This window comes from Geobacillus sp. PK12, from assembly GCF_004123125.1.
In the GTDB taxonomy this organism is placed as follows: domain Bacteria; phylum Bacillota; class Bacilli; order Bacillales; family Anoxybacillaceae; genus Geobacillus; species Geobacillus zalihae.
The window spans coordinates 41,031-68,030 of record NZ_SDKL01000007.1 but is presented as its reverse complement, the minus strand read 5'-3'; the positions used below and the strand labels follow the sequence as shown (position 1 = coordinate 68,030).

At 44.5% G+C, this 27,000-nt stretch carries 17 protein-coding genes and 1 pseudogene; 16 read left to right on the top strand and 2 right to left on the bottom strand.

All coding sequences use genetic code 11. From position 1 onward, the window contains the following. Nucleotides 1-7: 7 nt before the first annotated feature. The 9 genes from ETR37_RS04590 to ETR37_RS04550 all read left to right on the top strand — a co-directional run bounded on the left by ETR37_RS04590 (nt 8) and on the right by ETR37_RS04550 (nt 12,277). Nucleotides 8-2,554 (top strand): LamG-like jellyroll fold domain-containing protein, encoded by a 2,547-nt coding sequence (locus tag ETR37_RS04590; RefSeq protein ID WP_129446964.1) that lies wholly within the window; start codon nt 8-10, stop codon nt 2,552-2,554. A gap of 296 nt (nt 2,555-2,850) precedes the next feature. Continuing rightward, nucleotides 2,851-4,338 (top strand): alpha-N-arabinofuranosidase, encoded by a 1,488-nt coding sequence (locus tag ETR37_RS04585; RefSeq protein ID WP_049777096.1) that lies wholly within the window; start codon nt 2,851-2,853, stop codon nt 4,336-4,338. Beyond that, nucleotides 4,335-4,625, top strand: coding sequence for a DUF6171 family protein (locus ETR37_RS19725; RefSeq protein WP_306418270.1), 291 nt, complete (start codon nt 4,335-4,337; stop codon nt 4,623-4,625). Before ETR37_RS04585 ends, ETR37_RS19725 begins: the two co-directional genes overlap by 4 nt. 39 nt (nt 4,626-4,664) lie before the next feature. After that, nucleotides 4,665-6,173, top strand: a complete 1,509-nt coding sequence (gene arfA, locus ETR37_RS04575; protein WP_129446963.1) for an arabinosylfuranosidase ArfA — start codon at nt 4,665-4,667, stop codon at nt 6,171-6,173. A gap of 62 nt (nt 6,174-6,235) precedes the next feature. Next, complete coding sequence (locus ETR37_RS04570; protein ID WP_129446962.1) at nt 6,236-7,231, top strand: Gfo/Idh/MocA family protein; 996 nt, start codon at nt 6,236-6,238, stop codon at nt 7,229-7,231. An 18-nt stretch (nt 7,232-7,249) separates the two neighbouring features. Next, complete coding sequence (locus tag ETR37_RS04565) at nt 7,250-8,302, top strand: aldose epimerase family protein (protein WP_129446961.1); 1,053 nt, start codon at nt 7,250-7,252, stop codon at nt 8,300-8,302. A 25-nt stretch (nt 8,303-8,327) separates the two neighbouring features. Further along, on the top strand, nt 8,328-9,128 hold the full coding sequence (locus tag ETR37_RS04560) for an HAD-IIA family hydrolase (RefSeq protein WP_129446960.1): 801 nt from the start codon (nt 8,328-8,330) through the stop codon (nt 9,126-9,128). Beyond that, entirely contained in the window at nt 9,125-10,339 is a 1,215-nt protein-coding gene (locus ETR37_RS04555) for an iron-containing alcohol dehydrogenase (RefSeq protein ID WP_129446959.1), read from the top strand. Before ETR37_RS04560 ends, ETR37_RS04555 begins: the two co-directional genes overlap by 4 nt. Before the next feature lie 9 nt (nt 10,340-10,348). Then, nucleotides 10,349-12,277, top strand: a complete 1,929-nt coding sequence (locus tag ETR37_RS04550; RefSeq protein ID WP_129446958.1) for a glycoside hydrolase family 127 protein — start codon at nt 10,349-10,351, stop codon at nt 12,275-12,277. Nucleotides 12,278-12,491: 214 nt separating this feature from the next. On the opposite strand, the gene ETR37_RS04545 is transcribed toward ETR37_RS04550, so the two are convergent. Beyond that, on the bottom strand, nt 12,492-14,483 hold the full coding sequence (locus tag ETR37_RS04545) for a cellulase family glycosylhydrolase (protein WP_129446974.1): 1,992 nt from the start codon (nt 14,481-14,483) through the stop codon (nt 12,492-12,494). Nucleotides 14,484-14,781: 298 nt separating this feature from the next. Between ETR37_RS04545 and ETR37_RS04540 the strand changes: the two genes are divergently transcribed. From ETR37_RS04540 to ETR37_RS04515, 6 genes are all read left to right on the top strand, one after another. Continuing rightward, on the top strand, nt 14,782-15,423 hold the full coding sequence (locus ETR37_RS04540; protein WP_129446957.1) for a YesL family protein: 642 nt from the start codon (nt 14,782-14,784) through the stop codon (nt 15,421-15,423). Nucleotides 15,424-15,628: 205 nt separating this feature from the next. Continuing rightward, entirely contained in the window at nt 15,629-17,665 is a 2,037-nt protein-coding gene (locus ETR37_RS04535; RefSeq protein ID WP_129446956.1) for a beta-galactosidase, read from the top strand. A 245-nt stretch (nt 17,666-17,910) separates the two neighbouring features. After that, complete coding sequence (locus ETR37_RS04530; protein WP_129446954.1) at nt 17,911-19,716, top strand: sensor histidine kinase; 1,806 nt, start codon at nt 17,911-17,913, stop codon at nt 19,714-19,716. Beyond that, nucleotides 19,709-21,241, top strand: a complete 1,533-nt coding sequence (locus ETR37_RS04525) for a response regulator transcription factor (RefSeq protein ID WP_164977980.1) — start codon at nt 19,709-19,711, stop codon at nt 21,239-21,241. The genes ETR37_RS04530 and ETR37_RS04525 overlap by 8 nt, the downstream gene beginning before the upstream one ends. Nucleotides 21,242-21,428: 187 nt before the next feature. Continuing rightward, nucleotides 21,429-22,427: an ABC transporter permease gene (locus tag ETR37_RS04520; RefSeq protein ID WP_129446952.1), complete on the top strand. Its 999-nt coding sequence runs from the start codon at nt 21,429-21,431 to the stop codon at nt 22,425-22,427. Nucleotides 22,428-22,473: 46 nt separating this feature from the next. After that, a complete protein-coding gene (locus ETR37_RS04515; protein WP_129446951.1) occupies nt 22,474-23,388 on the top strand; it encodes a carbohydrate ABC transporter permease in 915 nt (304 codons plus the stop codon). Between the two features lie 181 nt (nt 23,389-23,569). Here the strand turns inward: ETR37_RS04515 and ETR37_RS04510 are convergent. Continuing rightward, a pseudogene (locus ETR37_RS04510) lies at nt 23,570-24,799 on the bottom strand (IS110 family RNA-guided transposase). A 435-nt stretch (nt 24,800-25,234) separates the two neighbouring features. Between ETR37_RS04510 and ETR37_RS04505 the strand changes: the two are divergent. Further along, nucleotides 25,235-26,911, top strand: coding sequence for an ABC transporter substrate-binding protein (locus ETR37_RS04505; RefSeq protein WP_129446950.1), 1,677 nt, complete (start codon nt 25,235-25,237; stop codon nt 26,909-26,911). Nucleotides 26,912-27,000 lie beyond the last annotated feature (89 nt).

Sequence of the window (27,000 nt, the reverse complement as noted above, 5' to 3'; positions counted from 1 at the left end):
GCTTAGGATGAAAAGGAGAAGTTTGAAAGGAATCGCTCTGTTTCTTTTAATTGTTGCCGTATGTTTGTCCAGCGCAACGCTAGGGAGGGGAGAAGAGAAGCATACAGGAGAGAATGTCCGGCAAAATCAAAAGGTAAAGGATCCCCAATTTACAAATGTATCTGTCCATGATCCATCGATTGTGAAAGACGGTGATACGTATTACATTTTTGGTTCCCATATTGAGGCCGCCAAGTCAAAAGATTTAATGAATTGGGAGAAGTTTACTAATGGCTACACAACACCAAATAATAAGCTATATGGCGATTTATCAAAGAATTTGGCTGGTTCGTTTAAATGGGCGGGTGAAAATGATGCCGACAGCAAGGGCGGTTTTGCGGTTTGGGCTCCGGATGTTTTTTGGAACAAAGACTATGTCAATGAAGACGGCACAAAAGGAGCCTATATGATTTATTACTCGGTTTCGTCCACTTACATTCGGTCAGCCATCGGATATGCGGTGTCTAAGCATATCGAAGGCCCATATAAGTATGTGGATACAATTGTATATTCCGGATTTACTAAAGAGGAAGCATATGATGCCAACAGCAAAATCAATAAAAAATGGACGAATACGAATATTCCTAAATTGATCGAGCAAGGAAAATTGAAAGGGGTGCGGGCCGATTGGTTTCATAATGATGGATCGTATAATAATCGAGACTTTCCTAACGCTATTGACCCCAATTTGTTCTATGATGAGAAAGGAAACCTTTGGATGGCTTACGGATCATGGTCTGGCGGTATTTTTGTCCTGCCGATGGACAAAACGACTGGCAAGCCGATCTATCCTGGCAAAGATGGAAAAACTCCCGATGGACGGCTTGTTGACCGATATTTCGGCATAAAGATCGCGGACGGGTATTATCAATCAGGAGAAGGGACGTACATCGTCTACGATAAAAATACAGACTATTATTATTTGTATGTCACATACGGTTGGTTAGGAGCGGACGGCGGCTATAACATGAGACAGTTTCGGTCAACTAGCCCGACAGGACCTTACGTAGATGCAAAGGGGCAAAGTGCCGTTTTGCCCGGAGAAGTTGATAACTCCCCTTATGGCAATAAAATTATGGGGAACTTCTTATTCGAACGAAAAGTAGGGGATCCTGGGACGGGAATCGGCGTAGGGTATGTCTCTCCGGGGCATAACTCTGTTTATTTGGACCGCAAAACTGGCCAGCAATTTTTAGTTTTTCATACTCGTTTTCCGCAATCGGGTGAGTATCATGAAGTCCGGGTCCATCAAATGTTTATGAATAAAAATGGATGGCCGGTTGTAGCTCCATATCGGTATGCAGGCGAAAAGCTTGAAAAAGTCAACAAGCAAGATGTTGTTGGGGAATATCAATTGATCAATCACGGGAAAGACTATTCGGCTGACATAAAAAAGCAAATATTTGTACGCTTGAACAGAAATAACACCATTTCCGGGGATGCCACTGGGACGTGGAGAAAAATCGGACATAATCAAGCAGAAATCACAATCGATGGAGAAACGTATGACGGGGTATTTGTACGTCAATGGGATCCCACTTCCAAACGTTATGTCATGGCCTTTACCGCTCTTTCAAATGAAGGTGTCTCGATCTGGGGGAGCAAACTGGCTGATAAAACAGATGAGGAAATTGTAGAGGATGTCGCGAGTGACTTGGATCTTGGTGATACCGATCACGTGGTTTCCAACTTACATCTTCCCACCGAGGGAACAAGGCATACGGTAATTTCGTGGACCACTTCGGACGCAAAGGTGGTTTCCGAGACGGGAGTCGTTCATCGTCCGGAAGTCGGCTCAGCCCCTGTTACGGCTACCCTTACGGCGACGATTACGAAAGGAGATGCCACAGCGACGAAAGTGTTTCACATTACTGTACTGCCCTACGAGGAAGCGAAGTTAACTGCGCATTACAGTTTTGATAACAATGACTTAAGCGATAGTACGGGCAATTTTGGACCAGGTACGATTACTGGCAATAGAATCGATAACGAGGGCGGCACGATCGCTTATGCAGACGGCAAGATCGGGAAAGCGGCCGTATTGAACGGACAATCTGGCATCCGCTTGCCGGACGGTTTGGTCTCAAGCAACCAATATTCGGTGTCGCTTTGGGTGAAACCGGAACAATTAACCACGCATACGACAACTTTCTTTGGCGCCAAGGATCCTAACCATTGGATAAGCCTCGTTCCGCAAGGTTGGGACGGCAATACGATGCTATGGTCAGGAAGCTCGCCATGGTATGATGGTCGAACTTTTTGGAAAATCCCAACGGGTCAGTGGACACATTTAGCGTTCTCGGTCGATAACGGCGCGGTTAAAGTTTATATAAACGGCGTGGAAAAATTCAGCGGCACAAACTTTCCGGATGTCTTCACCGGCGCAAACGCAAGCTTCGCTCTAGGGGTAAACTGGTGGGACCCTCCATTCAAAGGATTGATTGACGAACTGCGCATTTACGAGGGCGCGTTAACTCCTTCCCAAGTGACTGACTTGGCGCAAACGAGTGAATAAATCAGCGAAGTCCCCTTGGCTTTTTCCAAGGGGGTTCACATCTCCATCGATGGATAGGGCGGCAAAGCAGAGGTGTTGCGAACGATTCGAAAATTTTGAAAGCCCCCTTGAAAAAAAGAAAGGTTGTGATACAATTGAATTGAAATTTATACGTACAAATATACCTTAACTTTGTTTAATGTCTTATATGGTACGTACAAATTATAATCTAACACCGGTGAAGCAAATGTCTACATAACATTAATGAAAGGAATGGGAGGGGTATTGTGAGAAACAGAGCTGTAATAAACGTTGACATGCCAAAAGGAACCATCAACAAGAACATTTACGGCCATTTTGCGGAACATCTTGGGCGTTGCATTTATGAAGGAATTTGGGTCGGAGAAGACTCTCCGATTCCGAATACAAATGGGATTCGCAACGATGTATTGCAAGCGTTGAAAAACATAAAAGTTCCGGTTCTGCGGTGGCCGGGCGGCTGCTTTGCGGATGAGTACCATTGGAAGGATGGGGTTGGCCCAAGGGAGCAGCGCAAAAAAATGATTAACACCCATTGGGGAGGGGTGATTGAGAACAATCATTTCGGCACTCATGAGTTTATGATGTTATGCGAAATGCTTGAATGCGAGCCTTATATTTGCGGCAATGTAGGCAGCGGCACGGTTCAAGAGATGTCAGAATGGATTGAGTATATGACATTTGATGGAGAATCGCCAATGGCGAATTGGCGCAAGGAGAATGGGCGGGAGAAGCCGTGGAAGTTGAAATATTTCGGGGTCGGGAATGAAAACTGGGGCTGCGGAGGGAATATGCGCCCTGAATATTACGCCGACCTGTATCGCCGCTATCAAACATATGTCAGAAATTACGGGGACAATCAAATTTATAAAATTGCCTGTGGTGCGAATGTAGATGACTATTACTGGACAGAAGTTTTAATGAAAAATGCCGGCCGCTTTATGGATGGGTTGAGCCTTCATTATTATACAATTCCAGGGGACTTTTGGCTCGGGAAAGGCTCCGCCACGGATTTTACAGAAGATGAGTGGTTTATTACATTGAAAAAAGCATTATATATAGATGAATTGATTACGAGGCATAGCACGATTATGGATAAGTACGATCCGGAAAAGCGCGTCGGGCTCATTGTGGATGAATGGGGAACGTGGTATGACGTAGAACCGGGCACGAATCCGGGATTCTTATATCAACAAAATACAATCCGTGATGCGCTTGTCGCAGCTCTCCATTTTCATATTTTCCATAACCATTGTGATCGAGTGCGAATGGCGAATATCGCGCAAACGGTTAACGTCTTGCAAGCGGTCATTTTGACAAGAGGGGAACAAATGATTCTCACGCCTACGTATCATGTGTTTGACATGTATAAGGTTCACCAAGATGCCGAGTTGTTGGCAATAGAGTCTTCATGTGCCGAGTATGAGCATCGCGGGGAAACGTTGCCGCAAGTAAGCATCACTGCATCCAAGAACGGGGAAGGAACTGTCCATATCAGTTTATGCAATATTGATCATCGAAATGAGGCGGTAGTAGATTTAGAGTTTCGTGGAGACAGCCTCGCACGCAAGCAAGTATTCGGCACGATGTTAACAGCGAATGAGATGAATGCCCATAATACATTTGAAAAGCCGGATGCAGTGAAGCCCGAACCGTTCCGTCAAATAGAGCTCGGCCAACATACACTGATGGCCAAACTTCCGCCCATGTCTGTCGTCACTTTAGCGATTGTTGAAAATAAAGCGGCTTTGATTGAACGACAATGAAGACAAAGGCGGCGGAAAATATGGAAGAAAAAAATTGGTGCCAAGACTGCGCGGGCAGCGTCATCGTCACACAGGAAATGATGGATCAGCTCCTCAAACAAATTGATCATTCATCACTCGTTTCCGATGACATATATGAGAAAAGGGTTAATATATGCCAAAGTTGTTCCTCTCTCCAATATGGGACAACTTGCGCTTATAGCGGGTATCTTGTCCATTATCAGGCAAAATGGAAGCAGGAATGTTGCCCGTTTCCAGGAAGGGCGAAATGGGGAAGGGAAGAATAGATTGACAAGTTGATAAAAAATAGAAAGGAAGAGTGGCAGATGGCTGCAAAAAAAGCAACAATGATCATCGAAAAAGACTTCAAAATCGCTGACATCGACAAACGCATTTATGGTTCTTTTATCGAGCACCTCGGCCGCGCTGTATATGGAGGGATTTATGAGCCGGGCCATCCGCAAGCTGATGAAAACGGGTTCCGGCAAGATGTCATCGAGCTGGTCAAAGAGCTGCAAGTGCCGATCATCCGCTATCCGGGCGGGAATTTTGTGTCCGGTTACAACTGGGAAGATGGAGTGGGGCCAAAAGAGCAGCGTCCGCGTCGGCTTGATTTGGCGTGGAAGTCGGTGGAAACGAATGAAATTGGCTTGAATGAATTTATGGATTGGGCCAAGATGGTCGGAGCTGAAGTGAATATGGCCGTCAACTTAGGGACGCGTGGCATTGATGCGGCGCGCAACTTAGTCGAATACTGCAACCACCCGTCGGGCTCCTACTACAGCGATTTGCGCATTGCCCACGGCTACAAAGAGCCTCATAAAATTAAAACGTGGTGCTTGGGCAATGAGATGGACGGTCCGTGGCAAATCGGCCATAAGACGGCGGTTGAGTACGGACGAATCGCTTGTGAAGCGGCCAAAGTGATGAAGTGGGTCGACCCGACGATTGAACTTGTTGTGTGTGGAAGCTCAAACCGAAATATGCCAACGTTTGCGGAATGGGAAGCGACGGTTCTTGACCATACGTATGACCATGTCGACTATATTTCTCTCCATCAATACTATGGAAACCGGGACAATGATACGGCCAATTATTTGGCGTTGTCGCTGGAAATGGATGATTTTATCCGTTCGGTTGTCGCCATCGCCGATTATGTGAAGGCGAAAAAACGAAGCAAAAAAACGATCCACCTTTCGTTTGACGAATGGAATGTATGGTACCACTCGAATGAGGCAGATAAGTTAATTGAACCATGGACCGTCGCGCCGCCTCTGTTGGAGGATATTTATAACTTTGAAGATGCGCTTCTTGTCGGCTGCATGCTTATTACGCTCATGAAACATGCCGATCGGGTGAAAATTGCCTGCTTGGCTCAATTAGTGAATGTCATTGCACCGATCATGACGGAAAAGAACGGTCCGGCATGGAAGCAAACGATTTACTATCCGTTTATGCATGCCTCGGTTTACGGCAGAGGAGTGGCGTTGCACCCAGTCATTTCAAGTCCGAAATACGACAGCAAAGACTTCACAGATGTTCCGTATTTAGAGTCGATCGCTGTTTACAATGAAGAAAAAGAAGAAGTGACGATTTTTGCGGTCAACCGTGATATGGAAGACGCGTTGTTGCTGGAATGCGATGTTCGCAGCTTTGAAGACTACCGTGTCATTGAACATATCGTTTTGGAACATGACAACGTGAAACAAACGAATTCGGCCCAATCTTCCCCGGTTGTCCCACATCATAACGGCGATGCCCAACTGTCCGGTGGGAAAATGTCGGCCATGTTGCCGAAGTTATCGTGGAATGTTATTCGTTTAGGAAAACGATAAGGAAATGAAGGCTGGTCTGAGGGCCAGCCTATCCCTTTGAGAAACAGGAAGGAGGGCCGAAAATGGAACGCAAAGCCCGCTGGGGAATCGTAAGTACGGCCGCCATTGCGAAAGACGTGATGATTCCTGCCATTCATCGGGCGGATTATGCCGAGGTGGTGGCGATCGCCAGTGAAAGCGGGCGGGCAGATCAGGTAGCGCAGGAGCTCGGAATTTCTAAGGCGTATGATAGCTATGAAAAGCTGCTCGATGATCGTGACATCGATGCGGTGTATATTCCGCTTCCGAACAGTATGCATGCCGAATGGACGATCAAAGCGGCAAAGAAGAAAAAGCATGTGCTTTGTGAAAAGCCGGCCGCCTTATGTGAAGAGGATGTCCGGCGTATGATAGAGGTATGCGAGGAAAACAGCGTTTTATTCATGGAGGCGTTCATGTACCAGTTTCATCCGCAGCATGAGCGAGTCAAACAGCTTCTGGCAGCTGGCGAGATTGGTGAAGTCAAGTACATGCGCGCCCATTTCTCCTTTTACTTGCAAGACCAGGCAACGAATATCCGCATGAACCCTAAGCTTGGCGGGGGAAGCTTGTTCGATGTCGGCTGCTATTGCGTCCATTCGACCAGACATATACTTGATGCTGAGCCGGTCGAGCTGTTTATCCAGTCCCGTTTTGATCCGCACCGTTCGGTGGATGTGACGACGAATGGATGGATGAAGATGGACAACGGTGTCCTTGCGCAGTTCACGTGCAGTTTTGAGATGTTTCCGCAAAATGAATACGAAGTGGTCGGCACAAAGGGAAAAATCGTTGTCTCGCGGGCGTATCGGCCGGATGTCAATGGCGGTGAGGGCAGAATCACCGTTGTGGCCGATGACGGGAATGCAAGGGAAGAGATGGTGTCAGGCGATCAATACGCGTTGCAAATCGAGCACTTCTCGCGCGCCATTCTTGAAGGCACACCGCTGTTGTATTCGCCAGAGCGCATGATCAAACAAGCGCGGGCGCTCGACGCTTGCCGCACATCGATGAAGACAGGAAACATCGTAAGGTTATAAGGAAGAAGGGGAAGCAACATGAAAGTGACATATGAGAAATGGGCTGGATATGACGGAAAAGACGTGCTTTTGTTTACATTGATCAATGACCACGATGTAGAATTGTCAGCGATGAACTATGGATGCGTTGTCACGAGGCTATGCGTTCCCGACCGAAACGGCAACATCGAAAATGTCGTACTTGGGTTTGATCGGTTTGAGCCGTATGTGGAGAATGCGCCTTACTTTGGCGCGGTGATCGGCCGGGTGGCGGGGCGCATTCAAGGGGCGAGTTTTGAGCTTGATGGCGTCACGTACCGGTTGGCGAAAAATGAGAACAACAACCACTTGCACGGCGGCCCGAATGGATTCCATCGCGTGCTTTGGGAGGCGGAACCGGTTCAGCGCGATGATGTGGTTGGGGTCGTTTTTTCGTACACAAGCCCGGACGGGGAGGAGGGATATCCGGGAACGGTTCATGTTCAGGTGGAATATTGGCTTAACAATGACAACGAATGGACCGTCACGTACCGGGTCCGTTCGAACAAAACGACGCTCATCAATTTGACGAACCATACGTATTTTAACTTAAGCGGCAACGGCAAGCGGGATATTTTGGATCACATGCTGACGATCCAAAGCTCGCGTGTGTTGGAGCTGAATGAGGAACTGATTCCGACCGGGCGCGTCTTGGATGTCGCTGGCACGCCGTTTGACTTGCGGCAAGGAAAGACGGTACGGGAGGCGGTCGAATCCGGGCATCCGCAAATCGAACTCGTTGGCGGAGGCTATGACCATCCGTTTTGGCTCGACCGGCATCATGACAAAGAGATTGTGCTTTCCGATCCAGAGAGTGGGCGGATATTGACCGTCGAGACGGATGAAGTCGGCGTCGTCGTGTACACGTCGAACCAGTTGCCGGAAGGGTTGGATTTAGGTGGTGTGCTGTCGCGGAAATATTTGGGCATTTGCTTAGAAACGCAAGGGTTGCCGGATGCGGTTCACCATCCACAGTTTCCCTCGATCGTATTGCCGACTGGCAAGGAGCGAGTATCAACGACGGTCTATCGGTTTGGCGTGCGGACATCATAGGCGGATGGGAGGCGGATTGCCCTTGATGGAGAAAATCGAAGGGGTGTTGATTGACCTTGATGGGACGATATGGAGGGGAAATGAACTCATTCCCCAGGCGGATGAGGCGGTTGCCTATCTCCGCTCTCTTGGAAAACGCCTTGTGTTCGTCAGCAACCGTGGCAATTGGTCGCGGCGCATGTGCCATGAACAGCTTAGGCGGTTCGGGATTGCGGCGGCGGAAGAGGAAATCATTTTATCCTCAACGGTAACGGCCCAATTTTTGCGCGCGCATTATCCGCTATGCCAAGTTTGGACGTTAGGCGACGAAGGGCTGCACGAAGAGCTGCAGCATTACCAGGTGCCGTTGGCGCCAGTTCCGGAAGAAGCGGATTTTCTTGTCATCACGTTGCATGAAACGATGACGTACCGAGATTTGGATTTGGCGTTTCGCGCTGTCCACCACGGGGCGCGAATGATTGCGACAAACATCGATAAAATGTTTCCGAACGAACATGGAAATGCCATTGATGTCGCTGGGATGGTGGGGGCGATTGAGGCGGCGACAGCCCGAAAAGTGGAAGTCGTGCTAGGAAAACCTTCTTGCTTTATGGCTGAAGCAGCTTTGCGGCAGCTGAAAGTTCCGCCCGACCTCTGTCTTGTCATCGGCGACAGTGTGCAATCGGATATTCGCATGGGGCGGATGTATGGCATGAAAACCGCCCTTGTGTTGACAGGAAATACAAAGCGAAGCCAATTGGATATGTTGCGGGAAAAAGAACGGCCCGATTATGTGATTGATTCGATTTATGACATCATCGGGCTGGGAAAGGGGGTCATGTGGTGAATCAAACGCTGGAAGAGGTTGTTTCACTGGCGAGGCAGTGCGGTTGTGGACATCGCCATTATGATATTCCGATTGAACAGATGGTTGTGGGGCGTGAGGCGTTTGCGCGGCTTGTTGCCTATTTGCGCCATAAACGGTATGAGAGGGTGGCCATTGTGGCTGATGATCATACGTTTGCGGCGGCGGAACGTTCATTGTGCGATCAGTTGGAAAATGGATCGATTCGCTACACGGTATGCCTTGTTCAACCCGACGAAAATGGGGATGTCATCGCCGATGAACGTTCGATCGTGCAAGTGTTGCTGGAAACGCCAAACGATGTCGACGCTTTGATTGCTGTAGGAGCGGGAACGATTCATGATATCACCCGTTTTAGCAGTTATAAAATGAGGATTCCGTTTATTTCCGTTCCCACCGCTCCATCAGTCGATGGATTTACGTCGATGGGCGCTCCGCTCATCATTCGTGGGGTGAAAAAGACCATTCAAGCACAGGCGCCGATCGCAGTGTTTGCCCATACGGGTGTGTTGTGCCAATCACCGAAAGAGATGATCGCTGCTGGGTTCGGTGATATGGTGGCGAAGTATACGTCATTGGCTGACTGGCAGTTTGCCCATTGGATGGCGGACGAGCCGTATTGCCCGTTCGTTCATCAGTTGACGGAACAGTCGTTGCAAACGTGTGTCGATCATATCGATGACATTGCCGCTGGCGGTGAACAAGGGATTCGTGTCTTAATGGATGCGCTGTTGCAGTCAGGCATTGCCATGTTGCTGATGGGGCAATCGTACTCGGCTTCCGGCGCCGAACACCATCTGTCCCACTACTGGGAAATGGAGTTTTTGCGTCAGAAAAAACGGCAAGTGCTTCACGGGGCGAAAGTAGGCGTATCGACTCCGATCATCATTGAGCACTATCAACGCGTGTTTTGGCCGTTGTTGAACGAATTAGAAAAACGACCGAAATCAATGGACGAAGCCACATGGGAACGACTCAAAGCCAATACGGCTTCTATTCGGGAACTGCTCGAATCGTTGCCCTCCCCAGAGCGTATTCGGACAATGTTAGCGAAAGTAGGAGGAGCCATCGCTCCGGAACAACTCGGAATCGATCCACAATTAGTCGAGCGGAGTTTGCGGGAGGCACATCGATTGCGCCTGAATCGCTTCACGATGCTCTATTTTTTGAACGAATTGATTTTTGTGGAATGATAGGGGGAGATGGGAGTGGAAAAAGTAGCAACAAACGTGAACCTCAAGGATCAGTTTTGGAAACGGTATATCGATGTCGTGCGCCATGAGGTCATCCCGTATCAATGGGAAGCGCTGAACGACCGCATTCCTGATGCCGAACCGAGCCATGCGATCGAAAATTTTCGCATCGCCGCCGGTGAATCAGATGGGGAGTTTTACGGTATGGTCTTTCAAGACAGCGATGTGGCAAAATGGTTGGAGGCGGTGGCGTACCTGTTAGAGACGAAGCGCGATCCGGAATTGGAAAAACTCGCGGATGACGTAATTGAATTGTTAGGACGGGCTCAGCAGCCGGACGGCTATCTTAATACGTATTATACGGTCAAGGAGCCTGGCAAGCGTTGGATGAATTTGCGCGACAACCATGAGTTGTATTGCGCCGGCCATTTGATCGAAGCGGCTGTCGCTTATTTTCGAGCCACGGGCAAACGTCGCTTTTTAGACATTATGTGCAAATACGCTGACTATATCGGCACGGTATTCGGCCGGGGAGAAGGCCAAATTCCTGGATACGACGGACATCAAGAGATTGAGTTGGCGCTGTTGAAACTGTATGAGGTGACTGGAAATGAGAACTATCTTAAACTGAGCCAATATTTTATTGACCAGCGCGGGCAACAGCCGCACTATTTTGATCAGGAAAAAGAAGCAAGGGGGGAAACGCAACCGTTTTGGTATGATGGCGGATACCGCTATCATCAAGCACACATTCCGGTCAGGGAACAGAAACAAGCCGTCGGGCATGCGGTGCGGGCGCTCTATATGTATACCGCCATGGCCGGACTGGCGGCGAAAACGGGAGACGAGTCGTTGAAACAAGCATGCCAAACGTTGTGGGAAAACGTGACGAAACGGCAGATGTACATCACAGGCGGCGTCGGCTCAAGCGCTTTTGGCGAATCGTTTACGTTTGATTTTGACTTGCCGAATGACACGGTCTATGCCGAGACGTGTGCATCGATCGCTTTAGTGTTTTGGGCCCGTCGCATGCTGGAACTGGAGATGGACGGGAAGTACGCGGATGTGATGGAACGGGCGCTATACAACGGAACGATCAGCGGCATGGATTTGGACGGCAAGAAGTTCTTTTACGTCAATCCGCTCGAAGTGTGGCCGAAGGCATGCGAACGCCATGACAAACGCCATGTGAAACCGGTGCGGCAAAAATGGTTCAGCTGCGCGTGCTGTCCGCCGAACTTAGCTCGGCTCATTGCATCGATCGGTCATTACATTTATTTGCAAACATCGGACGCATTGTTCGTCCACCTTTATGTCGGCAGTGACATTCAGACAGAAATCGACGGACGTTCGGTCAAAATCATGCAAGAGACGAATTATCCTTGGGATGGAACGGTTCGATTGACGGTTTCGCCGGAATCGGCTGGAGAATTCACGCTTGGACTACGCATTCCTGGATGGTGTCGGGGAGCGGAGGTAACGATCAACGGGGAAAAAGTAGACATTGTTCCGCTGATCAAAAAAGGGTACGCTTATATCCGCCGAGTGTGGCAACAAGGGGATGAAATCAAGCTCTATTTCCCGATGCCGATCGAACGAATCAAGGCTCATCCCCAAGTGCGTGCCAACGCCGGCAAGGTTGCGTTGCAGCGCGGGCCGATCGTCTATTGTTTGGAAGAGATTGATAACGGACCGAATTTGGCAAATTTGTTCCTCCCGCGCGACGCCAAGCTTGAGGCGCACTTTGAGCCGGACTTGCTGGAAGGGGTCGTGGTAATCACCGGCATCGCCGAGCGGGTCGATGAGTCGGCATGGAATGATGAGTTGTATCGGCCTATTGAACCCCGAACATATAAAGTTCCGTTTCGCGCGATTCCTTACTACGCTTGGTGCAATCGGGGAGAAGGGGAGATGGTGGTGTGGGTGAATGAGAAATAAGGTAGAAAACGATAGTGATGGTTGAGCAAATCGTGTAAGTCGCTCTAACTGATATTTTTGGTAGAGGATCTTAGAAAATGACACTTCGAGAAATATTTCTAATTTTGGGTAATCATAGCTGTGGACAGAAAAGTTCATTTTACCACTTCAATTAAAAGGCTGTTCGCCAAGGGGAAGTTCTCCCCTTAGCAAACAGCCGTGCTTTTTTCACTATTTACTGACCGTTGACCAACTTTAACTTTTGCTTCGATGGTGTTTCATAGCGGATATGCGTTTTGATGTTCGTCACATAATACCCGGCGCCTACTGCATACTGGCCGCCAAAACGCGTGTCATACCCGTATACCCGGTAGACTTCCCCCGGTTTCAAGATGCGGACAAATTGCAGACGCCCATCTGCCGTCCGTTTCCATAGGTTGATCGGTTTTTGCACTGTCAGACGGCCTATCTGCCCTTTTTTCAGATCCGCACCGTCCCAATATACTTTTCGCGGCGGAATCTTGCTGCTAGAATTTTGATCTTTGACGGCAATACCAACAACATTCTCGCCATTTTTGGTGATATAATATTTTGCAGTTTCTCCGCTCCAGAAATAGAAAGTTAATTCTACTTTCCGGCCATCTTCAATCTCTTTAAAGAAACGTTCATTTCCGTACGGGAACGTAACGACATCATGTTCATAGTCAGGCGAGAATGCATAGCCAAATTCTTTGAACGAAGTCCAGTTTTGTGGGCCGGCGTTGCTACCGTCGTCGACATACTTCGCTTCCATCGTTTTTAAATGTGTGCCATTAAATTTTATAGGTATCGTAAAGTTGCTGACTGTTCCAGTAGAATCTGACAAACTTGGTGTATCATAATTGAAAATATGAAAATACCAGTTTGCACCTTTGTCGAATGTGGCAGTCAATACTGCTTTTTCCCTGATTTTATTCGATACTAGTTTTGATAGCAGACTTGCTTTAATTGTTAAGGACTTGCCGTTAATCTCGTAATCTTTCCCCGCAACTAAGTCTTTTCCATTCAATTGGAGGGAAATGAATTTCCTTCCGTTTAACTGCAAGATCCTTGTAACATCTTGAACAGGTTTTCCTTGTTTTAAATAGATAAAGTTTGCATCAGCAGTTGCAGAACGGCCATTCCAGCTAGCTTTCAGCATTTCGCCGAATTCCGCGTCATACCATTTAAATGAAGTTCTTCCGAAGTGTTGGCCGTTGTCCCACAGCATATGGATAAGGTTCTTTTCTTGTGCATAGTGGATCATAAACTCAAAATATTTGAGCTTTTCTCCTTGCTGAATTGTTCCGGTGCCTCGGTCAAATCCGAGCAGCCCGTATTCCCCAATAACAACTGGAATGCCGTTTTTAATAAATTTATCGTGAACACGATCAAATGCATGAATGATGTCATTTTTCGTCTCTTCATTAAAGTTTGTCAGGCCAGCTATATTGACACTGAATGGCCAAAATCCGTAATAATGAATCGTTGCAATAATGTACGGGTCGTTCAGTTGTGTAATAAAATTATATAGGGCATCAAGTTTTTCGGGCTCTGATCCGGTGTTTAATGTAGGCAAAACAAGAGGCCGTATGTCGTTATTGCCGCCTGAATGACGAACAATCGAGTAAAACAAGGAGTTCAGTTCATTTAAGTAGCGTTGGCTATCTTCGGGAGCCCCCCAAAATTGAGGTTCATTAAGACTTTCGAACATTAGGTCCAAATTATAATCTTTAAAACGATCAGCAAGCTGGGTCCAAATTGCTTTAAATTTAGCTACTGTATTATCGTGGTCGTGAACCATTCCATCGGCAATCCATCTCCACGAATCGTGGTGAATGTTGATCATTACCTTGAGATTGGCCTCAAGCGCCCAGTTGACTACTCGTTCAATCCGGGCTAAAAATTCAGGATTAATTGTATAGTCTGGCCCATCGGATAACCTCGTATCGAAAGTAATTGGAATACGAATGCTTTTGAACCCTTCATCAGCAATTTTGTCAATAAGCTCTTTTGTAACCCGCGGGTTTCCCCAAGCAGTTTCGTCAAGCACGATCTTTCCTGTATCAAATCCGTCAAATGTATTTCCTAAGTTCCACCCCGGTTGCATACTATTTGCATATTCATTGATGTCGTATGCCGACGCTTTATTGTCTTCTGCTTTTGATAGCAACGGCTTGCCGGCAAAAAATACATAAGCAAAAAGCATTGCGCATAAAAAAATCCTGCCTATACGTTTCAAATGACACTCCCCCTTTTTGATAAATCGCTTACAAGTAAAAAATATCATATAATTCAGTCTACTAATACATAAAAAATCTGTGAGAAAATACATGAAAAGTTTAAGGTCATTTTCACAGGTTAAATGATTTAACACAAACACTCTTGCAGTCAAGCAATCGGCCGTTTTATTCCCGCTCTTTGAACGGGAGGATAAACAAAGCCTCCCTTCTTTTTTCCTCTTATGGTATACTAAAATTAAAATCCAAAATAAGGGTGGATGAATAATGCGTACCGGTTTGCTAGATGGGAAATTATACCGAATTTGCGAGTGGATTTCTAGACTAGCCTATATTAATATTCTATGGATCCTTTTTACAATCATCGGTTTTGTTCTTCTTGGCTTCGCCCCAGCAACGGTGGCGTTATTTACAATCGTCAGGAAGTGGCTTCTGTTTCACGATGATGATGTACCGATATTTAAAACGTTTATCCAAACATATAAATCAGAATTTTGGAGGGCAAATCGGATCGGGCTGTTGCTTATGGCAATGGCTTATGTTTTCTCGATTGATGTGCTTTATATTGGGCATCTGCCAGCCGTCTGGCGATTCCCGTTCATTGCAATATTGCCTCTCGTTTTGATTTTTTATACAGTGGCCTTGTTATACGTATTCCCTCTTTATGTGCATTACGAGCTGCGATTTTGGCAATATATCAAATACGCTTTCCTCATCGGCATGGTCAATCCGTTTAGGACCATTGGCGTGATGATCAGCATCGGTGCGTTGCTTATTGCTTTAGTATATATTCCAGGATTAATTCCGTTTTTTGGAATTAGCCTACTCGCTCTGATCGTCATGGGCAATGCTCTGCAGGTGTTCCGCAAAACAGAAGAAAAACAGGTTGCGATGCGACAAGTGGAATAAAGCCAGCACATGAGGAAAATGGCAATCGAGGGGAGGCATCCTGTTTTGCAACGCATTTGTGCAATGATGTGAATTTCTTGATTATCAATTATACAAAAACTTTGTTTATAATATAGACAAATAAAAATGCGAGTGCTATCATTACGTAATAAGAACTGTTTAGACGTAGAAAGAAGTATAATTAACTTGTATAGGAGAGATAGAAATGAATACGCTTTCTCGGTTGCCGAATATGCTTTACGGCGGGGACTATTATCCTGAGCAATGGGACAAAAATGATTGGGAGAAGGATATCGAACTGTTAAAAAAAGCCAATATTAACTTTGTACGTCTAAATATTTTTTCATGGGCATTAAATCAAAAGGATGAGATTACATACAATTTTGAATGGTTGGATGAGGTGATTGAACTATTAGACCGGCATGGAATTTGGTTTGGCTTAGGTACAGGTACGGCGGCGCATCCAGCATGGATGGCAAAGAAATATCCAGATATTTTGCGTGTAGAGTTTGACGGAAAGAAGAGGAAATTTGGCGGAAGACATAACTCTTGTCCAAATAGCCCGACATATAGAAGATTTGCAAAACAGCTCGTTCGCAAGTTGGCGCAACGGTATAAGAACCACCCTTCCCTCATACTATGGAATATTTCAAATGAATTTGGCGGAGCTTGTTACTGTGAAAATTGTGAAAAGGCATTTAGAGTGTGGCTGCGCCGAAAATATAAAACGTTGGATCACTTAAACCGCGCGTGGAATACAATGTTTTGGGGGCATTTGTTCTATGACTGGGATGAGATCGTTGCTCCCAACCTTTTAAGCGAGCACTTCGGGGAAAACCAAACGATGTTTCAAGGCATATCGTTAGATTATGCAAGATTCAATTCCGATAGTATGCTAGAATGCTATTTATTAGAATATGAAGAGATAAAAAAAGAGATGCCGGAAACGATTGTGACTACAAATATTATGGGGGCGTATAAACCGCTCGATTATTTCAAATGGGCTAAGCATATGGACGTAATAGGATGGGACAACTATCCGTCCATCGATACGCCGGTTAGTTATACGGCGATGATGCATGATTTAATGAGAGGGTTAAAAGATGGGCAGCCATTTTTGCTGATGGAGCAGACTCCTAGCCAACAAAACTGGCAACCATACAATTCCCTCAAGCGCCCGGGCGTTATGAGATTATGGAGTTACCAAGCTGTGGCCAGAGGTTCGGATTCTGTTTTATTTTTCCAGATGAAACGATCAAGAGGGGCGTGCGAAAAATTTCACGGGGCTGTGATTGATCATGTAGGCCATGATCGTACACGCGTTTTTAAAGAGGTAATGGAACTTGGAACGGAACTAAAGCAAATGGGAAATACATTACTTGGCGCAACCGTGCCGTCGAAAGTGGCAATTGTATTTGATTGGGAGAACTGGTGGGCTGTTGAGTATTCAAGCGGGCCAAGTATTGCTTTAAAATATATCGACGAGGTGCACAAATATTATCGCGCCTTATTTAAACAAAATATTCAGGCGGATTTTATCCATACAGAAACGGATTTAAAACAATATGAGGTAGTCATTGCTCCGGTTTTGTATATGTTAAAAAAAGGATATGCACAAAAGATTGAAGAGTTTGTTCGCAATGGCGGAGTATTCATTACTACTTTTCTTAGTGGAATCGTTGATGAAAACGATTTAGTTGTGTTAGGGGGGTATCCTGGGGAACTTCGCCCTATCCTCGGCATTTGGTCCGAAGAGATTGACGCCTTGCCGCCAGAACGAAAAAATACGATCGAAATGAAAAAGGAAATAGGATTATCACAAAAAACCTATTCGTGCAATCTCTTATTTGATTTGATTCATTCGGAAGGGGCCGAAGTGATAGCCGAGTATGGCGAGGATTTCTATAAAGGAATGCCCGCGGTAACGAGAAATAAGTTTTATCATGGGGAAGCGTGGTATATAGCAACGAGCCCAGAAGATCAGTTTTTAGAAGAATTGTTAATGTTTATTTGCGCTGAAAAAGGGATTCAACCATTAATCGAAAAAGTAGAAGGTGTAGAAGTCTCAAAACGGGTGAAAAATGGATATGCTTACCTGTTTTTGTTAAATCATAATGCTCACGAAGTCGTGGTTCCGATTGGAAAGATGGAGGCGCGGGATATCATCACGGGACGAACAGTCGCCGAACAAATAAACTTGCCTCGATATGGCGTTGCAATTCTTGAATATTCCGAAACCTAGAGATTATACCTCTAGGTTTTTTGTTCATCGCACGTTTTCTGCGGAAATGGACGGGCTTTGGACGGCGATTTTTATGCCTTGACGGGGCAAAACTTGGCCGTGAAAGTTTTCTAAGCTTTTGTCGGTTCACGGTCCGTCAATTTTCCTCGCTAGATGGAAAGCATTAATCTAATGGATATTTTCCGTTTGCAAAAGACGTCATGAACTGTACACAAACTCGTGTTTAAAAATGGTGGGATCAAATCGTGCAGCTGTACTTCAAGGGAATTGCAAGATTCAGAAATTTTAAGCTAAGAAACAAATTAATCATCGCTTTTATTATTGTTGTATTTATACCGGTTATGATTGTTGGGATGTTTTTAACTTACGAACTGCGGAAAAGTGCCATTGATCAAGCGGTTGTCCAATCAAAAGGTAATATAGAAAGAGTTAAAAAAAGAATAGTTGAAGTGCTGCGAACGCCAGTTTACATTTTAAATACGCTTCAGTTTGATGATAGGTTAAAAGATTTAGTGAACAGATCATATGAAACGACTTATCAGGTGGTTAAGGCCTATCAAGAATACCGGGATTTTAAGTATTATCTTCAATATTATAACAGTGAGATTTCCAACATTCGTTTTTATATTGATAATCCTTCGATGCTCAATAATTGGAGTTTTATACCGACAAGTGATGGAATAAAGCAATCAACTTGGTACCAACAAGCCGAAAAACAAAGAGGCCTAACCCATTGGTTTTATATTCCTGATGAGACAAAAGGAAACCGTTGGTACTTAAGTTTGGTGAAAAGAATCGATTTTCCTGATTACAAGACTTACGGGATTCTTGTGATCACAGTGAATCCTGCCCAGCTCCAATGGATTATTGAGCAAGAACCGTACTTAACAATGATCGTAGACGAAAACAATCGTATTGTTGCGGCCAATCAAAATGAAATCATAGGCCAAAACTTGAGTACACTCATTCAATGGTCGCCATCCTTTAATGATGTTCCGCTTGTAAAAGAAGGGATTGTGGCTGGAAAACGCTCACAAGTTATTATCGATACATTGCTTCCAAATACAAGTTTAAAACATTTAAAAGTCGTTTCTGTGGTGAGCAATAGTGATATTTTGCAGGGGGCAAAGAGGCTGAGCATAATGGGGGGCATCATCGTTTTAATTGGAATGGGAATCGCACTAGTCCTAACTATTTGGTTTTCATGGCTTCTTACGAAACGATTATCTATTGTAACTAGGCAGATGAAACATGTGACAGCTGGAAACTTAAATACAATGGTTGAAGTAGATGGGGAAGATGAGATCGGACAGTTGTCTGAGCAATTTAATCATATGGTTTGCAACCTTCGTCGTCTTATCGAGGAAACTCAACGGGCGAATGAGGAAAAAAACAGGCTGGCCAAACGGCAGAGTGAAATAAAATTTAAGATGCTTGCAAGTCAAATCAACCCTCACTTTTTATTCAATACATTGGAAGCTATTCGGATGAAGGCTTATTTGAAAGGAGAAAAGGAAATTGCCTATATCGTAAAAGTGTTGGGCAAACTGATAAGAAGAAGTATAGAAGTGGAAGGAAAAAGTATACCGTTGAAAGACGAGCTGGAAAACGTAAAGTGGTATCTAGAAATTCAAAAGTTTAGATATTCCGATCGATTAAGTTATCGATTGGACGTCGATTCACAGGCAGAGAACATACTTGTTCCCCCTATGATTATTCAACCATTAGTTGAAAACGCTGTCATCCATGGCCTTGAAAATAAGGGAAGTGGAGGTGAAGTTATTGTGAAAGCTGAAATATATGAGCAAAAAGAATTGCATATATCAGTCGTAGATAATGGGGTCGGTATAGAAGAAACGAAACTGCGAGAGATTTATGGAAGTTTGGAAGATCAAACAGAAAGTCAGTTGAACCGAATTGGGTTATGTAATGTCCACCAGCGTTTGCAGTTGGCATATGGAAAAAGAAGCGGTCTTCAGATTGAAAGTAAAAAAGGAGAAGGAACGGTCGTTCGTTTTGCAATACCGATGGGGAGTGAAACAAATGTATAAGGTGATTATTGTTGATGATGAGCCGATGATCCGCGAGGGGCTAAAAGCGTTGATTTCATGGGATGAATATGGGTTCGAGGTTGTAGAAACGGCCAGTAATGGGAAAGAGGGATATGAGAAATTTAAAGCCCTTCAACCGGAGCTAATGATTATTGATATTCGAATGCCAGAGATGGACGGACTATATTTGATCCGAAAAATTAGAGAGGAGAATCAACAAACCCACTTCCTTATATTAAGCGGATATGCGGATTTTCAGTATGCGCAAAAGGCTATTGATCTCCACGCGGATGGTTATTTGTTGAAGCCCTTGGACGAAGAGGAGTTGATAGAGTATTTACAAACAATTGTCGAAAAAATTGAAAAGGAAAGGATGATGCTGCGAGCTTGGGAGGATGAGAGAAAAAAAGTTCGTAATGAATTTGTCCGTGTGTTGCTTTTGGGCGGGCATAGCTACTCTGATTCTAAAATTGAACAATTGTGTAAAGAGTTTCATTTATCTTATCCTTCTTATCAAGTAGCTTTGATTGCCGGAATAATTAATGATAGAGGCGATCAGGCGCCTATCGTGCAGCTTATTGAAGGATCTGATCGCGGTCTTGTTATCCCGTATAAAGAATGGGCCGTTGTATTGTTATTCGAAGGGTTAAAATCATACCAAAGCGAGATCTGTTTTTATGAACAAGTGAAGGAGGTTGTAGGCGATTCAAAGATTTACGTAGCAATAGGAGAAGCAGTTTACGACATCAAACAAATTGCACAATCGTTTCAAACAGCATATCGTTTCATTCAAAAAAGCTTCTATTTCCGCGAGGGGCTGTTAACTAGCCGTTCCTGCTCTTCCACGACCGCCCATTTGTTAAGAAGTTCGTATTCTGCTCGAGAATATAGTGAAAAGTTATTTTATGCGTTGGAAATAGGGGATTTATATACTTGCAAAACTATATTGCAAGAAATAGGGCATCATATGATTCATTTTGACTACGATGAGCAACAAATAAAAAACGATTTTGTAAAAATAATGGCAAAAGTACTCAATAAATTTGATCATACAAATCCAACCGTTAAACCAAAACTGGAGACATATTTTTCCGAAATAACTGCGATATATAGTTTAAGAAATTTACCGGATATTCAAGATTACATGGCAGAATTATGTAAAAAAATCATAGAAATTGTTTGTGACGGAAAAAGCAATAGTAATATGAAGAGAATTATTGACTTTGTCGATAAACATTATAATGAAAATCTGCGGCTAGAGAATCTGGCTGAGCTGTTTCATTACAACAGCGCCTATTTAGGCAAGCTATTCAAAAATTATACGGGAGAATATTTCAATACTTATCTCGATAAGGTAAGAATTCACCATGCAAAACGATTGCTCCTTGAAGGGTATAAAGTGTATGAGGTAGCTGAACAAGTTGGATATGCAAATGTCGATTATTTTCACAAAAAGTTTAGAAAATATACAGGAATGTCTCCGGCGCAATTTCGTAAAAGCCATGCAAGCGTTAGTACGTGGTAAACCTTGTGCAGTTCTCTCTTTACATGTGCGAGGGGTATCCTAGAAGGATGTTGAGCGTTCTTCTGAGGGGAACCCCTTTTAGTTTTTAGGGACGTGTAAAATTTAGAACTGAATTTTCTACTAATTTTGGCGGTACCTTAACGCTTTCAGTCCATATATGATAAAAGAAAAAGGAGGGACAGTAAGTATGCAGCCAGCAATAGGAAAAGGGGATGTGAGTTTAGATGTTAATCCTAAAGACATAAAGAAGAGCGATAAAGGTTTAGGTATTAAGCCTAGAAAACGATTTTGGAAAACGTTTAAAGAGCAAAAACTATTGTATATGATGTCTCTTCCCTTTGTTGCGTGGGTGATCGTTTTTAAGTACGTTCCCCTATGGGGATGGACCATGGCATTTCAAAATTATCAGCCTGAGCGGTCTTTTTGGGAACAAGAATGGGTAGGACTTGATCACTTTATCGAACTTTTCCAAGACGACCGGTTTTATCTTGCGTTGAGAAATACGTTGGCCATGAGCATTATGGGGCTTATTGTCGGGTTTATTGTCCCGATTATTTTCGCCATTTTGTTGAATGAAGTTAGATTGAAATTTTTTAAGCGCACTATACAAACTGTTTCGTATCTGCCCCACTTCGTGTCATGGGTTGTCGCAGCCGGAATTGTGACAAAAATGCTATCGATTGATGGAATCGTTAACGACCTGCTGATGAAGTTGGATATCGTTGATAAGCCTATCCAATTTATGGCTAATGGAAAGATTTTCTGGATCATTGTTACATTGTCTGATTTGTGGAAAGAAATGGGTTGGAATTCTATTATCTTTTTAGCCGCTATTGTCGGCATCGATCCGCAGCTTTATGAAGCGGCGAAAGTGGATGGGGCAAGTCGATTAAGACAAATATGGCATATCACATTGCCTGGAATGACTCCTACTATTATCGTTTTGCTTGTTTTATCAATCGGTCATCTTATTTCCATTGGTTTTGAAAAACAATTTTTACTAGGCAATCCGTTAGTTATCGACTATTCCGAAGTGCTGGATTTATATGCACTAAACTACGGGATTGGGTTAGGAAGATTTTCATACGGTACAGCCGTTGGGATTTTTAACTCTGCAATGAGCATTATACTGTTGCTATTAGCTAATAGGCTTTCTAAAAAATTTACCAATCAAAGTGTTATATAGGGATTCCTTTGTTCAATCAACTTTATTTGTCCGAGGGAGATTCACAATGAGGAAAAAGAAATCTCTAAAAATAGAAAATTGGAAAGATTGGATATTTGACGGTTGCATTTACTTGTTTCTAACCTTTGTGTTTATTGTTACACTATACCCGTTTTTGAACGTGCTGGCGATCTCTCTTAATGACTCTATTGATACTGTTCGGGGCGGCATATATATTTGGCCGCGGAAATTTACGCTCGATAACTATGCAGCCATATTTCAATATAACAACTTAGTTACCGCGTTTATTAATTCTGTATTGCGCACGGTCATTGGGACAGTGCTTGGCGTGATTTCAGCAGCGATGGTTGCCTATACGTTAAGCCGCAAGGATTTCCAAGGCCGCAAGTTCGTTTCTATCGTCTTAGTTTTAACCTTATATGTTTCAGGCGGGTTGATTCCGGAATATATGCTAATCAGAAAGTTGCATTTAGTCGATACATTTTGGGTTTATATTTTGCCAGGGTTGGTAAACGCATTCAATATTTTAATTATTCGTTCTTATATGGATACATTACCGTATTCTTTGCAGGAATCTGCCAAAATAGATGGGGCCAACGATTTCACTATATTTACTAAAGTGATTTTACCTCTTTGCGCTCCTGTGCTAGCTACAATAGCCTTGTTTATTGCCGTGGGGCATTGGAACTCTTGGTTTGATACTTATCTTTATAACAGTTCCAATCCAAAGCTGACAACGTTGCAATATGAATTAATGAAAATTTTACAAAATACGACGATGGGTTCGACGGATCCAAACGTATTTCGAGGAATCAATGGTGAGGAGGCAGCGAAGCGCGTTTCTCCGGAATCCATTAAAATGGCAATTACAATGATAACAATTATTCCTATTTTGTTTGTATATCCATTTTTACAGAAGTATTTTATCCAAGGGATGACGTTAGGAGCAGTCAAAAGTTAGAAGCAATATAAATTTTTATATAAATTTAGTCAAAGTCCTGCGGTAATATGTCAAGGTGAAAAATCATCGAAATTGGAAATTCATTTGTCCGATGACCCGAAAAAAGGCAATACTTAAGAAGCCCAGTCTTGTCTGATGTCATTAACTGGGTTTTGATACAAAATCAGTTAGATCGATACCCTTATCGATCTTCCCCCTTTCTTGGCGTGTAGATTTGACCGTTGCGTAGCAGCGCATCGATCACACGCACGAGTTTTCGAGCGGTGAGGACGAGGGCTCGTTTGTGTTGGTGCTTTGGCACTTCCTCGTACTTCTTCCGGTAGTACGCGCGAAACGTCGCATCATGCCGTTGTACCGAGTTGGCAGCCTCCACTAGGTATTAACGGAGATAGCGATTACCGGAACGAATGAGGGAAGTGTCCTCGGCTTGGAACCGACCGAACTGGTGCTTCGACCACGTAAGACCTGCATATTTGGCTAAGGCAGCTTGGTTGTCAAAGCGTTCGATTTGTCCAATTTCGGCTAAGATGCCAGCGGCGTAGACCGGACCAATGCCGGGAATCGTTTGTAACGTATTCGGGATGCCTTCCAAATGGCGAGTAATCGCTTTGTCCAGCTCTTTGATTTGCGCTTGAAGGCTACGAATGGATTGAATCGATAGCCCTAAAAGCAAGTCGATCGAGTCTTCGACACACTTGGAAAGCCGATACGACGAACGAGCCGCCTTCTGAATGGACTTGGCAATGCATTCCGGATCGGCAAAGCGATTGCGTCCTTTTTGGCGCAAGAAATCGGCAAGCTGTTGCACGTCCATCTGACTGATTTCATCTAAGCTAAACGACTCGAGAAGAAGCTCTAAGATGGCATGTCCGAAAACGGAGCTGTCCACCTCTTGAGTAAAGGAACTGCACTTGTAAAACAAGTGTTGGAGGAAGTACTGCTTTTCACGAGTCAGCTGATGGACGAGATGATAGCGCATGCGAGTGAGCCGTTGAAGGGCGATAAACTGCTCTTGCATGACAGCCGTCACTTTCAAGCGACCAAAGCGAAGCCGATCGGCGATGATCCACGCATCGATGCCGTCCGTTTTATCCAAGTCGGTGTAAGCTTCTTTAAACTTGCGAATGAGCTTTGGATTGATGGTAAACACCTTGACATTCCACTGCTTGAGTTCCTCCTGTTGGTGGAAAAACATCGCCGGATGCCAGCTGTAGACCGAAGTGGCTTCCATCCCGATGAGAATTTCGGATGGTTGGCGTTTGTTTGCCCACAGGAGGATTTGATCGCGAAGGAAGGTAGCGCCAAGGAGATGGTTGTCCGCCTTGAATTGGGCGCATGTGTTTCCTTCTTGATCCATAATGCATGTGTGTAAGTCCGTTGAGCTCACGTCAATCCCGACGTAGAGTTTCATGAGATCACCTCCAATCATGATAGGATCGAGGGGTTGGGACTCTTCGGGATGCCCCCGGACTGCGCCTGTTGACCAGTCACCCTCGCGTATGAGAACTCACGTTGGGCCATGGGCTGCCTGGAAGCTGCTCCTTCCAGCATGGGAAACCAACGGGAACAGCCTGCGGGTTAGAAGTCCGAACAGGAGCCGGGGAGACAGACTTTGAAAGTAGTCAAAGCTACAGGGGGAAGAAGAGTGTCCCCGATGATCCTTAAGACCATTATCCAGGAACATCGCGAAAAGTCCAACCCCGATGTGGTGCGACCCACGAGTGAGGGGCGCGCCCCTCACTCGTGGGCAAGTCACCCAAGAATATGCGATTATCAAGGAGCATATCCAACTGGAAATTCGATTAAAAAATCTTTCTAAACATACTATACGAGGGGGAACAAGGAAATGAGCAAGCTCAGAAACAAAATCGTTTCATTGCTGTTTGTATTGATCCTTTTAGTGAGTAGTGCCTGCAGTGCCACCTCGAAGGAAACTGCCAACGAAAAAAACAAAAAAGGGTCAAATGAGCCCATTACGTTAACGTTATTCAGCGCAGACCCACATTCCCAATGGGATAATATGGAAAGTCCGGTTAGCAAAAAAGTGACAGAAAAAACAGGCATAAAATTAAAAGCCGAATTTGATGTGAATGGCGGGCAGCAAAAAATCGCCCTTATGGTCGCAAGCGGCGAGTACCCGGACTTAATCTTGCCGAAAGGGAATGCTGATAAATTAGTAGAAGCAGGAGCTCTGATTGACTTAACAGATTTGATTGAAAAATATGCACCTAATCTGAAGAAAATATATGGAAAGTATTTAAGCCGTTTGAAATGGAGCAAAGATGACCCTTCAATTTATATCTTGCCTACAGCTCCGATTGATCAAACTTACTGGAGCCCAGGAAACGGGTTCATGCTCCAGCATGCTGTTGTAAAGGAGTTAGGCTATCCTAAAATCAGAACAGTCAAAGACTTCGAAAATGCCATTAAGACATATAAAGAAAAACATCCTACGATTGATGGGCAGCCGACGATTGGGTTATCGCTTTTAGCCGACGATTGGCGCATTATGATCTCAACGACCAACCCTGCTTTCTGGGCGACGGGCGCGCCTGATGACGGAGAATACTATATTGATCCAAAAACATACAAAGCGACTTTGCATTATCGCCGGCCAGAAGAAAAAGAATACTTCCGGTGGCTGAATCATATGAACGACATCGGATTGCTGGATCCTGAAAGCTTTGTTCAAAAATATGATCAATACTTGGCGAAAATTTCGTCTGGTCGTGTATTAGGATTGATCGATGCCGATTGGGAAGTAGCCGATGCCCAAAGAGCATTGCGCGAGGCAGGAAAATATGACCGAATGTACGGAATGTATCCAGTAACATTAACCGAGGAATATAAACATCATAATTTCCAAGATACAGGGTATTTAGGAGGATGGGGAATCGGCATTAGTGTCGACTGCAAAGATCCAGTCCGTGCTATTAAATTTATTGACTACTTGGCATCCGAGGAAGGTCAAATTTTACAAAACTGGGGGATTGAAGGCGTCCATTATAAAGTTGTTGACGGAAAACGAGTCATTCCGAAAGAAGAAATGGAAAAACGAAATAATGATGCAAACTACTCGAAGAAAACAGGAATTGGTGTATTAAAAGGGTTTGCTCCGTCCTATGGAGATGGTGTGAAAGATTCTACTGGGCAAACATATACGATTGCGTCTCCGGAACAAGTTAAAGCATCTTACACCGATGTAGAAAAAGATGTACTTAAACATTACGGGGTAGAAATGTGGAAAGATTTATATCCGCAAAAAGAAGAGTTTCCAGTGAAACCATGGGGAGCTGCTTGGAATATACCAGTTCCTGCTAATTCAGAGTTAAGCGTCATCAATCAAAGATTGCTTGACATTGTGAAAAAACGGATTCCAGAAGCGATTTTGGCAAAACCGTCTGATTTTGATAAAGTATGGGATCAATTTATGGAAGACTTAGAAAAAGCAGGGGTCGAAAAGGCTGAGAAAGAGTATACGAAACTAGTTAAAGAACGAGTCAAACTGTGGCAGGACAATTAAATTTAACGTTCAACTCTCAAATGGGAAGAGGGGTTAAGGAGCAGTTGAAGATTAGCAACCGGCTCCTTCTTCCCCTTCATAGAACAAGA

What these genes read in the sequence shown, in the direction of transcription:
- arfA (WP_129446963.1), top strand. Translation starts at nt 4,665, where the DNA reads ATGGCTGCAAAAAAAGCAACAATGATCATCGAAAAAGACTTCAAAATC.
- ETR37_RS04560 (WP_129446960.1), top strand. Translation starts at nt 8,328, where the DNA reads ATGGAGAAAATCGAAGGGGTGTTGATTGACCTTGATGGGACGATATGG.
- ETR37_RS04565 (WP_129446961.1), top strand. Translation starts at nt 7,250, where the DNA reads ATGAAAGTGACATATGAGAAATGGGCTGGATATGACGGAAAAGACGTG.
- ETR37_RS04570 (WP_129446962.1), top strand. Translation starts at nt 6,236, where the DNA reads ATGGAACGCAAAGCCCGCTGGGGAATCGTAAGTACGGCCGCCATTGCG.
- ETR37_RS04505 (WP_129446950.1), top strand. Translation starts at nt 25,235, where the DNA reads ATGAGCAAGCTCAGAAACAAAATCGTTTCATTGCTGTTTGTATTGATC.
- ETR37_RS04520 (WP_129446952.1), top strand. Translation starts at nt 21,429, where the DNA reads ATGCAGCCAGCAATAGGAAAAGGGGATGTGAGTTTAGATGTTAATCCT.
- ETR37_RS04535 (WP_129446956.1), top strand. Translation starts at nt 15,629, where the DNA reads ATGAATACGCTTTCTCGGTTGCCGAATATGCTTTACGGCGGGGACTAT.
- ETR37_RS04550 (WP_129446958.1), top strand. Translation starts at nt 10,349, where the DNA reads ATGGGAGTGGAAAAAGTAGCAACAAACGTGAACCTCAAGGATCAGTTT.
- ETR37_RS04515 (WP_129446951.1), top strand. Translation starts at nt 22,474, where the DNA reads ATGAGGAAAAAGAAATCTCTAAAAATAGAAAATTGGAAAGATTGGATA.
- ETR37_RS04585 (WP_049777096.1), top strand. Translation starts at nt 2,851, where the DNA reads ATGCCAAAAGGAACCATCAACAAGAACATTTACGGCCATTTTGCGGAA.
- ETR37_RS04590 (WP_129446964.1), top strand. Translation starts at nt 8, where the DNA reads ATGAAAAGGAGAAGTTTGAAAGGAATCGCTCTGTTTCTTTTAATTGTT.
- ETR37_RS19725 (WP_306418270.1), top strand. Translation starts at nt 4,335, where the DNA reads ATGAAGACAAAGGCGGCGGAAAATATGGAAGAAAAAAATTGGTGCCAA.
- ETR37_RS04525 (WP_164977980.1), top strand. Translation starts at nt 19,709, where the DNA reads ATGTATAAGGTGATTATTGTTGATGATGAGCCGATGATCCGCGAGGGG.
- ETR37_RS04540 (WP_129446957.1), top strand. Translation starts at nt 14,782, where the DNA reads ATGCGTACCGGTTTGCTAGATGGGAAATTATACCGAATTTGCGAGTGG.
- ETR37_RS04545 (WP_129446974.1), bottom strand. Translation starts at nt 14,483, where the DNA reads ATGCTTTTTGCTTATGTATTTTTTGCCGGCAAGCCGTTGCTATCAAAA.